General features: G+C 45.6%; 13 protein-coding genes. 6 read left to right on the top strand and 7 right to left on the bottom strand.

Annotated features, from left to right (window positions below):
• Positions 1 to 147 precede the first annotated feature (147 nt).
• Positions 148 to 975, top strand: coding sequence for an ATP-grasp domain-containing protein (locus QUA97_RS06455; protein ID WP_194067150.1), 828 nt, complete (start codon positions 148 to 150; stop codon positions 973 to 975).
• Between the two features lie 71 nt (positions 976 to 1046).
• On the opposite strand, the gene QUA97_RS06450 is transcribed toward QUA97_RS06455, so the two are convergent.
• Positions 1047 to 2165, bottom strand: a complete 1119-nt coding sequence (locus QUA97_RS06450) for an alkene reductase (protein ID WP_333193989.1) — start codon at positions 2163 to 2165, stop codon at positions 1047 to 1049.
• Positions 2166 to 2331: 166 nt separating this feature from the next.
• A complete protein-coding gene (locus tag QUA97_RS06445) occupies positions 2332 to 3975 on the bottom strand; it encodes an RluA family pseudouridine synthase (protein WP_333193987.1) in 1644 nt (547 codons plus the stop codon).
• Positions 3976 to 4231: 256 nt separating this feature from the next.
• Between QUA97_RS06445 and QUA97_RS06440 the strand changes: the two genes are divergently transcribed.
• The 3 genes from QUA97_RS06440 to QUA97_RS06430 all read left to right on the top strand — a co-directional run bounded on the left by QUA97_RS06440 (position 4232) and on the right by QUA97_RS06430 (position 7388).
• A complete protein-coding gene (locus QUA97_RS06440; protein WP_194067153.1) occupies positions 4232 to 5914 on the top strand; it encodes a tetratricopeptide repeat protein in 1683 nt (560 codons plus the stop codon).
• Positions 5914 to 6066, top strand: a complete 153-nt coding sequence (locus QUA97_RS06435; protein WP_194067154.1) for a hypothetical protein — start codon at positions 5914 to 5916, stop codon at positions 6064 to 6066. Before QUA97_RS06440 ends, QUA97_RS06435 begins: the two co-directional genes overlap by 1 nt.
• A gap of 710 nt (positions 6067 to 6776) precedes the next feature.
• Complete coding sequence (locus QUA97_RS06430) at positions 6777 to 7388, top strand: hypothetical protein (RefSeq protein ID WP_194067155.1); 612 nt, start codon at positions 6777 to 6779, stop codon at positions 7386 to 7388.
• A gap of 327 nt (positions 7389 to 7715) precedes the next feature.
• Here the strand turns inward: QUA97_RS06430 and egtD are convergent, their stop codons facing one another.
• The 5 genes from egtD to QUA97_RS06405 form a co-directional block, all read right to left on the bottom strand.
• Positions 7716 to 8747 carry an L-histidine N(alpha)-methyltransferase gene (gene egtD / locus QUA97_RS06425; RefSeq protein ID WP_194067156.1) on the bottom strand — a complete coding sequence of 344 codons (1032 nt, stop codon included), beginning with the start codon at positions 8745 to 8747 and terminating at the stop codon, positions 7716 to 7718.
• Between the two features lie 421 nt (positions 8748 to 9168).
• Positions 9169 to 9378: a hypothetical protein gene (locus tag QUA97_RS06420; protein WP_194067157.1), complete on the bottom strand. Its 210-nt coding sequence runs from the start codon at positions 9376 to 9378 to the stop codon at positions 9169 to 9171.
• A gap of 175 nt (positions 9379 to 9553) precedes the next feature.
• Positions 9554 to 10876: an SUMF1/EgtB/PvdO family nonheme iron enzyme gene (locus tag QUA97_RS06415; RefSeq protein ID WP_194067158.1), complete on the bottom strand. Its 1323-nt coding sequence runs from the start codon at positions 10874 to 10876 to the stop codon at positions 9554 to 9556.
• The gene (egtC, locus tag QUA97_RS06410) at positions 10848 to 11636 is read right to left on the bottom strand and encodes an ergothioneine biosynthesis protein EgtC (protein ID WP_194067159.1); all 789 of its coding nucleotides are present in this window, start codon (positions 11634 to 11636) and stop codon (positions 10848 to 10850) included. Before egtC ends, QUA97_RS06415 begins: the two co-directional genes overlap by 29 nt.
• A 34-nt stretch (positions 11637 to 11670) precedes the next feature.
• Complete coding sequence (locus QUA97_RS06405) at positions 11671 to 11826, bottom strand: hypothetical protein (protein ID WP_194067160.1); 156 nt, start codon at positions 11824 to 11826, stop codon at positions 11671 to 11673.
• On the opposite strand from QUA97_RS06405, the gene QUA97_RS06400 reads away from it, so the two are divergent.
• Positions 11807 to 12022 (top strand): hypothetical protein, encoded by a 216-nt coding sequence (locus QUA97_RS06400; protein ID WP_194067161.1) that lies wholly within the window; start codon positions 11807 to 11809, stop codon positions 12020 to 12022. The genes QUA97_RS06405 and QUA97_RS06400 overlap by 20 nt on opposite strands.
• Positions 12023 to 12178: 156 nt before the next feature.
• Positions 12179 to 12466, top strand: coding sequence for an RNA recognition motif domain-containing protein (locus QUA97_RS06395; protein WP_194067162.1), 288 nt, complete (start codon positions 12179 to 12181; stop codon positions 12464 to 12466).
• Positions 12467 to 12710: the final 244 nt, after the last annotated feature.

Here is a 12710-nt window from a genome sequence, read left to right as displayed (position 1 = left end):
GCTCGGATGTTTGAAAATATCCTACGCTTATTAGGATAGAAGGAAACGTTCTCGATCTCAACTGTCTTTTTGCTATTGGGTTTAGATTAAGTCATTTTTGCTCTCTTTGCGGGAGTTGCTTCTCAAACACCAGAACTTCAAAGAGTCATGAAAAAAGTAAATTGGTTGATTGAAAAAGATATTTACGATCGCGAATCAGAATTTTTGGCAGAACTACAGAAACAAGGATACATTTACCAAGAAACTAAATATCTCAATTTTCGCCCTGAAGCAGCTCATCAATATTTTCCCCCTGATGATTGTGTTTTATTCATGGGAACTCTGAATTTGGGTCGGGATATCTTAAGAACTTCGTGGATTCCCGGAGCTTATATGGATGAAAAAAATCTCCGCTGTTCCAGTTACTACACTTATTTCGGTCAATACTTGTTAAATGAAAAGTATTTTATTCTTTCTTTGGGCGAATTAATCAGAAGAAAAACCGAAATTCTGGAATACTTCAAATCCGAGGGAGATTTATTTATTCGACCTGACAGCAATATGAAGTCATTTCGAGCCGGGGTTTTTAACCTGAATATTTTAAATACTATGCAATCTCTGGGAAGTGAATTAAAAAGGGACGAAACAACTTTGGTTTTAGTCAGTGGTAAGCGAGAAATCACGAAAGAATGGAGATTTTTTGTTTATAAAAATCAAATTATTACTGGTTTTTTGTATTTATTTGGAGAAGAAAGAGTTGATGAAACAATCAGGGGAGGATATTTAGAAAACTATCCTAGGGAAGTTTTAAAACAAGTGAGTTGGTATCCAGAATCTGTTTACACGATCGATATCTGCGAGTCAGAGGGAGAGCTTTATGTCTTGGAACTTGGTTCTTTTAGTTGTGCTGGAGAATATGCTTGTGATTGGAGTGCGATCGTCGAATTTGGTGCCAAAGCAGCTTGGGAAGATTACGAAGCAGTCAATCAATTTTAGATTAGCCAGATTCCAGACTTCTTAAAGAAATCTGGGATCTAACAGCAGGTGTCATCCATGTAATCTGAGGCTCAGGAAATAGCTTGAGATTCCTGATACCTAGGGAAATCGATATAACCTTCAGGCCCAAAAGAATACCAGACGCCAACTTCTGCAGGCGGATTGAGCGGCCAACCATTAGTAAAACGCTCTACCAAATCTGGATTGCTGATAAAATCGCGACCAAAAGCAATTAAATCCGCCACTTTGCTGCTCAAAGCCGTTTCAGCCTGTTCTTGAGTGTATCCGCAGTTGCCAATCAGCGGCCCGGCAAACACATCGCGAAACTCTGCTATCATCATCGGCGTTCCCAATTCGTGAAAGCCAAATGCCAGACCGTCCACCAAGTGAAGGTAAGCTAAATCATAGGCATTTAACTGCCCTGCGAAATACAGAAAATCTTCCCGATATTCTGGAGAACCCATATCATTGTAAACACCATTGGGAGAAAGTCTAACTCCCACTCTGTTTGCCGGAAATACTGTGATAATCGCCTCTACAATTTCCTTAAGAAAACGGTAGCGATTTTCGACTGCCCCACCATAGGAATCACTGCGGTGATTGGTTCTGGTTTGCAGAAATGTGTCAATGAGATAGCCGTTTGCCGCGTGAATTTCTACACCGTCAAAACCTGCTATTTTTGCCCGTTCCGCCGCCTTGCGATAATCTTCTACAACCAGCGAGATTTCATCGGTTTCTAGAGCGCGGGGGGTTTCGTAGGGTTGTTTGCCTAGAGGAGTATGAATGCCTTCTCCGTTTATTTTGATGGCAGATGCTGCAACTGGCAATTGATTGTTTTCATGAAAACTGCTGTGGGAAGATCGTCCGCAGTGCCAAAGCTGCATGAAAATCGGCGTTTCGCGGGCATGAACCGCAGTTACAACTTGTTTCCAAGCTTCGCCTTGCTCGTCTGAATAAATACCGGGCGTATTCAGCCAACCAATAGCTTGAGTAGAAACCACCGTAGCTTCTGTAATGATTAAACCAGCTCCGGCTCGCTGAGTGTAATATTCTGTCATCAAGGCGTTGGGCATCCGCGATTCACCGGCTCTGCTCCGCGTCAGGGGTGCCATGACTACCCGATTTTTTAAGGTTAAATCTCCGATTTTGAAGGAACTGAGTAGGAGTGGAGAGGTTGTTTGAGTAGTCATAATTTTGATATTTACTCAACTGAAGAATCTGAAAAATTTGAGTTCGATCGCTTCTCAATATAACTCAAACAGGACTTGCCAACAAATCTTTGTCAGCATATCTCTATATCGTGTCCGCCCTAGGAACCATTGCTGGTAATTCTACAAATATCGATCGCCCGCGTGCTCAAAATGGAGTCGCCGCCTGTAAGTGCAGCCATTCTCCCGACTGCGGGTGCTCAAAGCAAAGTTCCCGCGCGTGTAAGTGCAATCGACTCGCAGCAGCCCGACATCCGTAAAGTCGATCGCCCAAAATCGGTATTCCCAACCCTCCGACATCCGCTGCATGAACCCGCAACTGATGCGTGCGCCCCGTCAGCGGCCAAAACTCGACGCGAGTATGATTTCCCTCCCTCGCCATTACCTGAAAGCCAGTAACGCTGGGCTTTCCGCACTCCCAATTAACTTGTTGGTAAGGGCGATTTTCGGGATCGCCCCAAAGTGGAAGTTCGATCGTCCCAGCATCAATTTTTACAGTCCCAGAAAGCACCGCTTCGTAAACTTTGCGAACTTGTTTGTTAGCAAATTGACCGCTTAATTGGCTGTAGGTTTCTTTGTCGCGCGCCAGCAGCAAAATACCCGATGTTTCTAAATCCAATCGGTGAACATTCTTCAGATTTAAGCCATCGCCAAAATAGTTTTGCAAGCGGCTTTGAACGCTATCTTGAGTATCGAAATAGCGACCGGGAACTGATAGCAATCCGGCGGGCTTGTTGACAGCAATTAACCACTCATCTTGATAAATAATCGGTAATTTTGATTTATTTTCACCCAATCCAGAAAGCAAAAAACCCATCAGCGGCTGACACCGATCGCCACAAGCACCGTAAAATTCCCCTTGAATCTTATCTCCAGAACTCGGCCCCCACCAAAACTCTGCCATTGCTAGGGGTTTTAAATTATTTGCAGCAGCATAGTGCAGCAATTTGGGCGCGCAACAATCGCCCGTTCCCGTGGGAATAGCACCCGCAGGCATCAATTGCAAGAGCGATCGCGATTTACCCAAAAAATTAACCAGCGTATAGGCCGCGTGCATCTGCGCCTGAAGTTCGCGGGAAAGCTCTTTTCGCTGCTTTTTCAGCGCCCGCATCCGCTCGTCGGCAGCTTCAATTAAGAGTTTTAGCGGCTGCAATGTTTCATCCCGCCGCCGTTTCAATTGCCGGCGTTCAATTTTCTCCAAACGACTGACTTGATTCAATTGTTCGAGGGCAATTGATAGTGCTTCTGCTGCGAGAGTTTGAGACAGTAATTGGCGTTTTTGTTCTCGCTGTTGCTTGCAATTGCGGTGCTGTTCGTTCAATAATTGCAATTGCAATTCAAACTCGCTCAATAAAGCTTCATACTCTTGTCGCTGCGGCAGTTGATTCAGTGCAATCAGTTCCTGTTTCATCGCTTCTAATTGAGTTAAGGCGCGCGCTTCCTCTCCTTGAACTCGCGATCGTCCCGGAATCGGCGGCACCCAGCCCTCAACAACGCTGCAACCCTTGAGCAGCCCGGAAAATGCTTTGAGTATCCCCTGTTCCCCCGAAGCCATCTCTACCAGCAATAGGCCGTACATCTTGCCCTCGCCATCGAAGGAATCGTCCGCAGCAAGGTACTGCATTAAACCCCTGGCGAGATCCTCTGACATTCGAGTGCGCGGGAGTCTCAGCAGTTCGCCGCTTTGAGGACAATAGCCTTCGTACCAATAATTGGCGGAAAGGTCGATCGACCTTGAATTGCGATCGGTAAAGCAGTCCGCAAAATCTAAAATTCTGTGTACAGTTATCATATGAAATTTATTTTGAAATCAGGATGACGAGATATTTGTTTGTTTCCCGACTGCATTTTACAGCCGAATACTGAAAGCGGGAACTGTGCATAATTTTATACATATAGATTTAAGTTGCTCTCAAGTAAATATAATTTGTGGCAGAAGACCTGATATGCTAAATTGGTTTCAAAACCGCAGCGAGTTAAGAACAGCATAAGTTAATATATAAGACCGCAAGCTTGTCAACCCACTAAATTTTTTATATGTAAGGCGTATGCCAGACCTCTCGACTTCAGCCACGGAAAACTCGTCAAACCCCCAACCAGCTCTACTGCCACCGATTTTAAGAATTGTGGCAGCATTTCCAGATTACGATCGGGGCAATAGATTGTACGCATCGGGAAGGTACGAAGCGGCGATCATTTGCTATGGAAAAGCGGTGCAAATTAAGCCGGACTGGGCCCGGGCGTGGCTGAATCTGGGCAAAGCTTACAAGCAACTGCACTCCTACGCAGAAACAGTGGCCTGTTGCGATCGAGCTATAGCAATTAATCCAGAAGAATATTGGGCTTGGATGCTGCGCGGGAGCGCACAGTTAAATTTACAGAATTACTCAGAAGCGATCGCGGCTTTCGACAAAGCAATTGAAATCAATCCAGAAAAGCACGAAGCTTGGTATCAGCAAGGCAGAGTTTTAGAGGAATTGCAGGAGTGGGATAAAGCAGCAAGCTGTTACAAAAAAGCCACCCAAATTCACCCAAATTTGCCCGCGATGTGGTGTCGGCAAGGCAACGTCTTGCTGCAAGCAGAGCGCTACGCTGAAGCTGTGGCGGCCTACGAGCGATCGCTCAAGCTCGTCTCGACTAATGCAGAAGCTTGGCTGAACCGAGGTTTGGCTCTGATGAAGGCCGAGCGCTACGCCGAAGCTGTAACTTCTTACGATCGCACCATTCAACTACAACCACAAAATAGTCTGGCTTGGTTCAATCGGGGTATTGCTTCAGCAAAACTGCACAAATACGGAGAAGCAGTCACAGCTTACGATCGCGTGCTGCAACTGCAACCCAACGATTGCGAAGCTTGGTTTTATAAAGGAATGGCCCTCAAACACCAGTGGCGCGATGGCGCAATTGCTTGTTTCGATCGCGCAATTGAAATTAATTCTTTTTATCCAGAAGTATGGATCGGGCGCGGTCAAACCCTGTCAGAATCGAGAGATTATGAAGAGGCGATCGCTGCTTTTGACAGAGCAATTCAAATTAATCCAAACTTCCCCGAAGCTTGGCTGGGTAGAGGCATCGCCCTAGCAGAATTGGAACGCTACAAAGATGCGATAATCGCTTACAGCAATGCCCTACAAATAGAAGGAAATTTTCTAGAAGCTTGGAATTTGCGAGGCGAAGCTCTAGAACAATTGCAGCAGTACGAAGAAGCGATCGCCTGTTATGACAAAGTAATTTCTCTGAGTTCAGAAACAGAAATCACATCAAAAGTAGGATTGCAGCAAGGCGCGGCCCTGGAAAAATTGCAGCGTTACGAAGAAGCAGTCGCAGCTTACAACCGCGTAATTAAAATCGTGCCCGACAATTTTGAAGCTTGGTTGAAACGCGGCAACGCTCTATCAACTTTGCAGCAATACGAACCAGCTCTAGCATCCTACGATCGAGCAATTACTATCTGGCCCGACAGCTATCAAGGCTGGGTGCAGCGAGGTTTGCTGCTAGGAAAAATGCAGCGCTATTCCGAATCGCTCGTCGCATTTGACCAAGTGATTCAACTCAAGCCGGACAACTGGGAAGCTTGGGCACAGCGGGGCGACGTTTTGCAAAAATTGCAGCGGACTCAAGACGCCATGAACTCTTACGGAGTCGCCCTAGAAATCAAACCCGATTATTACGAAGCTCTAGTCAGTCGAGAAGAATTAAGGCTGAAGGACGCAATCACAGGAAAATGGTAATGGAGATGTTGAAACAAGCAGGAAAAAGCAAGGGAGACGTGCAATTATCTGTGAAAACAAACTCAGGAATTTTTAACCGCCAAAGTATCTTTGTCGAAGATTTAAAATACTTCAAACATTCACAGAGATTGGAAAAAGTCAGTCAATTTTAGAGCCTTAGACTTCGCCCTAAAAGTTTGAAATTGACTGTGCATATTAAGGCGTGCAGAATTAATTACACTTGCATTACTGCATAATATCATCTCCGGTCGATTACCATAACAAAAATAGTTCGATCCTGTGGGCTGGAGTCCGGCCCGCACGCGCGATCTAATTTTATTGAATTTATATCGTTTCCGGTTGGATTCGGAATGATTTAACCTTATTAGAACACAGAGTACACAGAGTCCGAGAATATATATCTGAATCATTCCGATGCTACCGGATTTGAGATAAATTCAAATCCGGTAGCATCCCAATTGTAAAATCGAGTCAGATCAAATCAGTGTTTCATCGTCCTGTATTCATCTCTCTCTTGTCTTCCTCTGCGTTCTCTGCGCCCTAGTCAGGTTCAATCATTCCGCTCCGAAACGATATTAATCGATCGCACGCGAGAGCAAACTAATTCAAACAAAATAACTTAAGTTTTTCTACATTATAGTTATTGTCACGAACAGCAAAAATCAAACCTAAAAAAATTAGGTTAGGAAAATTTTCATAGTTTTGATTGCTTAAAAATACCAGTAAGCTCAGCCACATCTGCAGAATGTGGGTTACAATAGCGGCAAAAGTGATATTGTTCACAAAAAAAAAGAATCTTTAGTAAAAATTAGCCGATCGAATCAGCCAAACCAGCAAATGTATTGATTTTGCTTGAATAAAGATGTCTAACGTCTACAGCACGGCCCAACTCATTAAAATCCTCGAAGAAGAGCGCCAAGCCTGCTTGCACGGGCGACGTCTCAACTTGACTGAAACTCCTGCTACAGGGAATCCGGTGATCGATCGTTTTCTCAAATCTGAGGGCGTTCAAAAGTTCACTGCTTATCAAAATTTTAAGGCCGCAGTGCACGAATACCAGCGGGAACATCAAGTTTCTGGGATTGTCTGGCGGGAAATGGCGGTTAAAGGCAATACTCTGCGCTATCCGGCGGTGGATGATGAGTTGATAGCTCTACCGGTTGATTTGATTACTCTGACAGCAGCTAAGATTGCGATGTTGGAATTTTGGCAGCAGGTAACTGCGGGGATGGATTTGTATTTGAGTATTAACAGCGGGAAGGATTTTCGAGCGATCGAGCCGGTGGATGTAGAGGCTCTAGCTCAGCGCACAGAATGGGCCAGTCTTTCAAAGTGGGAAAAGTTGGATTTTCTCGAAATTTTGTTGCAGTTGGGCTGGGGAAAGCCGGAGGAAGCCTATTATAAACGGGGATGGCCGACTTCGGGCAGCGAGTACATTCACGCAGTCAAACCGGGGCAGCGGCCGATTTGTTAATTAGGAAGGAAGTGACAAGAATCTGTATGTTGGGTTAGTGGAACGAAACTTAATTTTCATTAATCATAGACTTGCATTGCATAAGTCTTCGATCGATCCTGCAACCGCAGATATTGGGCAGATAAACACAGATAAACGCAGATAATTTCAGGATAGTTTGGGAATGAGTGCCATACAAGTTTAATAACTCACGATATCGTATCCTGTCAATTAAAAACGATAAAATTGGTTCGTAGTGCGGAATGCAAGTCCGCACTACGAACCGTTTTTGTTATGGTAATCGACCGGACATGATATGACTAATGACTAATGACTAATGACTAATGACTAAGCTTGACAAAGCACCAAGCCAAACCACTGTTTTGGATCTGTCCAAACTTGCACCGACTTTAAACCGCGCTCAGAAAGTTCTTTCTTTACTGTATTCAGATTAAACTTACGAGAAATTTCGCTGCGGATAGTTTCTCCGGCGGCAAATTCTACGGTTAAATTGAGAGCGCGCAAGTTCGCGGTTTGCGCTTTCATACTTCTCAAGTGCATTTCAATTTGACATTCTTCTTGATTGTAAAAAGCCCAATGCTCGAACTGCGCTAAATCAAAATTTCCTTCATACTTGCGATTTAAATGTCGCAGCATATTCAAGTTAAAGGCTGCTGTCACTCCTTGATTGTCATCGTAGGCTGGCTCTAAAATATCTTTAGATTTGTCTAGGTCAATTCCCAATAAAAAATATTCTCCTGGCTGCAATGCACCGACAATTTGCGAGAAAAATATATCGCATTCTTGATGGTTTAAATTGCCGAGGGTGCTGCCTAGAAAGCAAATCATTCGGGTTGGCAACGGTGACGGTGCAATTTTAGCTAGGGCTAGTTCGTAAGTGCTGACAATTCCGTGAATCTGGAGGGACGGATAATCTGTTAGCAGTTGACAAGCGCTGCTTTCTAGGATAGTCGGACTGATGTCGATCGGCAAATAGTGCAGGGGATATTGCAGTTGGTTGTAAGCATCGAGGAGAATCCGAGTTTTGGTGGAACTGCCGCTGCCGAGTTCGACTATTTCGCACGGGCCCGTCAAACGGGCGATCGCCCCTGCACATTCTTGCAAAATTGCCGTCTCCGTGCGTGTCACGTAGTATTCTGGCAACTGACAAATCAACTCGAACAGCTTCGATCCGCGATCGTCGTAGAAATACTTGGGAGGCAGGGTTTTGGGGTTTTGAGTCAACCCGCTAACGACTTCGCTACCTGCGTTGATTTCTGCGGGTGTGGGTGCTGCAACGCTGACAAGTCGCTCTAAGTGCAGGCGATTTTCCTTCGTTGAGGCTCGGTTTGTCGTCTCTGACAGTTTTGGGGATTTCATAGAATCAAATTAGGATGCACTAATGGGTATAGCACGCAGTCGCGCTGCCAAATATCAGGCTCAAGGGAGATTTTTTATCCCGATTTCCCTTTTGTATTTTCTCACTAAATGGCGATCGCTCCCCAAATTAAAACTTAAAAAATTTCTACTATAATTATAAAATAATTTATAAAAGTTTGTTACTCGATCTTTTTAGATTTGAAAAAAATTGGGAAGTTTTCCCAAAAAATCTCGTTCCGAATTCACTCTCACTCAATTTATATATATCTGTAAAATAAGCCCGATAAGTTCGCAGTCAAAACTAAATTCCTTTGACTTCCATCGAGAATCAAGTCCTCATCTCAAATCCGTTAGTATCGGAATAGTAAGTTAACTGTTGACTGTTGACTGTTGACTGTTGTTGTTTGTTATTTGTTATTTGTTATTTGTTATTTGTTGGTTGCAATGCCCTGCGCGGGCCGATGCCCTGCGCGGGCCAATCCCTCCGCTTCGCGCTCGCCCAATCCCTCCGCTTCGCTGGGCCCGATGCCCTATGCCCTATGCCCAATCCCTCCGCTTCGCGCTCGCCCAATCCCTCCGCTTCGCTCCGCCCAATCCCTCCGCTTCGCTCCGCCCAATGGGAGCATCTCATATTTGTAAAAAGACTTCTTTTGACTCCTTCTTTCTTCCTCTTTCCTCCTGTCTCCTGTCTCCTGCCTCCTACCTCCAATTTCTAGCTTGGCTGCAAAAGTGAGATGCTCCCCGCCCAATGCCCTATGCCGCATAGTACCTCATCTTTCTGAAAAAGGCTATAATTGCATGGCTAACTACTTGGCGCAGCGAAAACCAGCGATAATTTGCCGCACGCCCGGATAGTACCAATTCCGAAAACTCGATCGCATTGCTTGAGGAAAAGTCGCCCAACTCCCGCCTTTCAAAACTCGGTGTTCTCCATCAAAATAAACTTGAGAATATCCCTTGTAAGGATAACTTTCAAATCCTGGATAAGCGTCAAATGTGGAAGCAGTCCACTCCCAAACATTCCCCAACATATCGCAGCAGCCTGTCGCACTCGCTCCTTTTGGAAAAGCATCAACTGGCGATGTGTTTGCCAGATTATTCCCGTGATTGCACAGGCTGGCATTTGGCGGTGCTTCTCCCCAAGGATAGGTGCGATTTGTTTGATTTGCTGCATCCCAACTCGCTGCTTTCTCCCATTCGGCTTCTGATGGTAAACGCTTGCCGGTAAAGTTACAGTAGGCTTCGGCTTCGTACCAACTTACGCCACAAACTGGATGGTTGTTGAACGCTGGATTTTCTGACCAGTAAAGCGGGCGATCGACTAAATGAACTTTGAGCCATTTCCACCCCTCTACTGACCACCAATCAGGGTTTTGATAGCCGCCGGATGCCATAAAATCTCGGTATTGACCGCAAGTGACGGGATAGCGATCGATCGCGTATGCTTCTAAATAACACAAGTGGCGCGATCGCTCGTTATCCAAAGCCTCAGCAGCATCGCTTCCCATATAAAATTCTCCCCCCGGAATTTCAATTTCTGAATTGGGAATTGGGCATGGGGCATCGGGCATCGGCCAAACAGGGCAATCGGGCCTTAATATTCTTTCTTCCCTCTGCCTTCTTCCCCCTTGCGGATAATTAATCCGTGTATCCGCGTCCAAATCCCTGTCGCGCCTTCCTTGCTTCTCCTGCATTTGCAACACAAAAGCCACGGTTTCGCAGTGCTGGCTTTCGTGCTGAATCATAAACCGCCAGAGACGTTCTTGCTCCTCGATCGGCGCTACTTCCAAATAATCTAACACCTTTTTTCTTACCGCATCCAGATACAATTTAACTTCTGGTAACTGCGGCAGAAAAACCCGCTGTTTTTTCGGCAAAATATCCGCAGCAAACAGTTGGTGATACTCAGGAAAAACTGGCTTCGACGCAGCACATCGCTGCAACAGCCACAAATCTTCAGTATAAGCAATGTGACCTAAATGCCAGCCAACCGGACTGAAATCTGGATGAGCAAGGCGGCAGAAAGTATCGCAATCTATGTCTGCAAATAATTTAAAAGTGCCGCGGCGACACTGCTGTAAATCGCGATAAATTGCCTCTCTACAAGATTGGATAGATTTGGATATCACCGTCTACTCCCGTACTGATAATGCTGTCTTCTGGACACTCGTGCCAATTGCCAGTAAATAAAGGCTCTGAAGCAATGATGACCGAATTTGGAAAGTTTAGATCGTCCCGCACCCAATAAAGGGAAGGAGCGGCTTTTTGGGAAGCAAAGCGAGAGGCAACGAGCTGGTTTCCGTCGCTGATAATGATGTTAGCTGAAAATTCTGTTTGCTGAACTTTTGCTAAGTCTGCCAAGATTTTTAAGGAGTTTTGCAAAGCTGCTTGTAGGGTCAGATTTTTGTCTGTCAATTCATTGACAAATAAGCCGAAGATGTGTTCTGAATCGGTAGTACCGTTAATTGATTGATAAACGGTATCGCACAGGCGATCGCGAATTGGCCTGTACAGAGTTTGGCGAAAATTTTTCACGAAGCCGTTGTGTACGAACAGCAGGCGATCGTGCCCAAACGGCTGACAGTTGCTCAAATCTACAGATTGTCCCGAAGTTGCGCTGCGAACGTATGCGATCGCGCAGCCGGATTCAACGTATCGACTGATACTCGGTAGATTGAGGTCGCTCCAAATTGGCTGTATGTTTTTATAGGTAAACGGGTCAGTCTCTAGGTGCGGGTGATACCAACCGATGCCAAAACCGTCAGCATTAACCACGCCTGAAGTCATTTCGCGGGGCTCGTAACTCTGCACAATTAGGGAATGTTCCGGCTTGTACAGAATAGAATCGAGTAAAATCGGCCCGCCGAGGTAGCCAAGCAAACGGCACATATAATTTTTACAGGAAATTGATTAGCATTCTAAATCATTCGGCCAAAAATTGCCCGATCGCCCGTCTTGTACCAGCACCTAAAGCGCCGGTTTTTTGTAGCCCGCTGCCAGCATCGCAGTACAAACGGTACAGTAAAGGTAGAACCCCAGCAGCACAAGGAGACTCTTGAATGTTCCTCGACGAACTCATCCCAGTGGCCAAAGAATTGATGCAACAGCCCATCGCCTTTGCGGGCGGATTTTTTTCGGGCCTGCTGCGACTCAACCTTCACGAAGATCCCGTCAGAAGCTGGATTGACGAACAAGCAGGTTCGACTTCCTACACTCCTCCGGCAACCGAAGCGACTAACAAAAGCACTGGGCCTCAGTCGATCTCGATCGACTAAGAAACAGCAGTAACTATCCGATCTATTACAAAGGGTTTGTCGGCGCGGCAAACCCTTTGATTCAGATGCGATCGCCCCCGTTGTCGGCTAGATCGCACGCCGACAGTAAAATTAAGAGGTTATTATATATAGCACAACAAGTTTAGTTCGATCGACATGACTATCTATATTGGAAATCTCTCTTACCGCGCCACCGAAGAAGACCTGAAAGCAGTATTTGCAGAATACGGCACTGTCAAGCGAGTTGTCTTGCCTACCGACAGGGAAACCGGTCGGATGCGCGGTTTTGCATTTGTTGAGATGATGGAAGATGCCCAAGAAGACGCTGCCATCGGCGAATTAGACGGTGCAGAGTGGATGGGACGCGCCTTGCGAGTCAACAAAGCCAAACCGAAAGAAGAGGGAAATCGAGGCAGCGGTTTTAACAGGAACAGCGGATATTAATTCGCGATGCGGCGGTTGACATCTTCTCGGAATTAACCTGATGCTATGCCCCACCAGTGCCGAATTGCTAGCTGCTGTTGATTTTGGGAATGCAATGTCAAATCCGCTGCACAAAAAAAATCGACTTTCGACCGGCTGTACTTGATTCAGACTTTGCGAGACACAATTTACGCGATCGAGTCCAGAAACCCGATTTCTTCCCGGATACTTTCCTGCTCAAACCAAGATTTATACCAATAGAACC

Origin of the sequence: Microcoleus sp. CZ3-B2 (assembly GCF_036705055.1) — a bacterium.
GTDB lineage: Bacteria > Cyanobacteriota > Cyanobacteriia > Cyanobacteriales > Microcoleaceae > Microcoleus.
This window is presented reverse-complemented; position numbering and strand designations above follow the sequence as displayed.

Coding starts and splice junctions, on each gene's coding strand:
- QUA97_RS06455 (WP_194067150.1), top strand. CDS start 148: ATGAAAAAAGTAAATTGGTTGATTGAAAAAGATATTTACGATCGCGAA.
- QUA97_RS06450 (WP_333193989.1), bottom strand. CDS start 2,165: ATGACTACTCAAACAACCTCTCCACTCCTACTCAGTTCCTTCAAAATC.
- QUA97_RS06445 (WP_333193987.1), bottom strand. CDS start 3,975: ATGATAACTGTACACAGAATTTTAGATTTTGCGGACTGCTTTACCGAT.
- QUA97_RS06440 (WP_194067153.1), top strand. CDS start 4,232: ATGCCAGACCTCTCGACTTCAGCCACGGAAAACTCGTCAAACCCCCAA.
- QUA97_RS06435 (WP_194067154.1), top strand. CDS start 5,914: ATGGAGATGTTGAAACAAGCAGGAAAAAGCAAGGGAGACGTGCAATTA.
- QUA97_RS06430 (WP_194067155.1), top strand. CDS start 6,777: ATGTCTAACGTCTACAGCACGGCCCAACTCATTAAAATCCTCGAAGAA.
- egtD (WP_194067156.1), bottom strand. CDS start 8,747: ATGAAATCCCCAAAACTGTCAGAGACGACAAACCGAGCCTCAACGAAG.
- QUA97_RS06420 (WP_194067157.1), bottom strand. CDS start 9,378: ATGAGATGCTCCCATTGGGCGGAGCGAAGCGGAGGGATTGGGCGGAGC.
- egtC (WP_194067159.1), bottom strand. CDS start 11,636: ATGTGCCGTTTGCTTGGCTACCTCGGCGGGCCGATTTTACTCGATTCT.
- QUA97_RS06400 (WP_194067161.1), top strand. CDS start 11,807: ATGTTCCTCGACGAACTCATCCCAGTGGCCAAAGAATTGATGCAACAG.
- QUA97_RS06405 (WP_194067160.1), bottom strand. CDS start 11,826: ATGAGTTCGTCGAGGAACATTCAAGAGTCTCCTTGTGCTGCTGGGGTT.
- QUA97_RS06395 (WP_194067162.1), top strand. CDS start 12,179: ATGACTATCTATATTGGAAATCTCTCTTACCGCGCCACCGAAGAAGAC.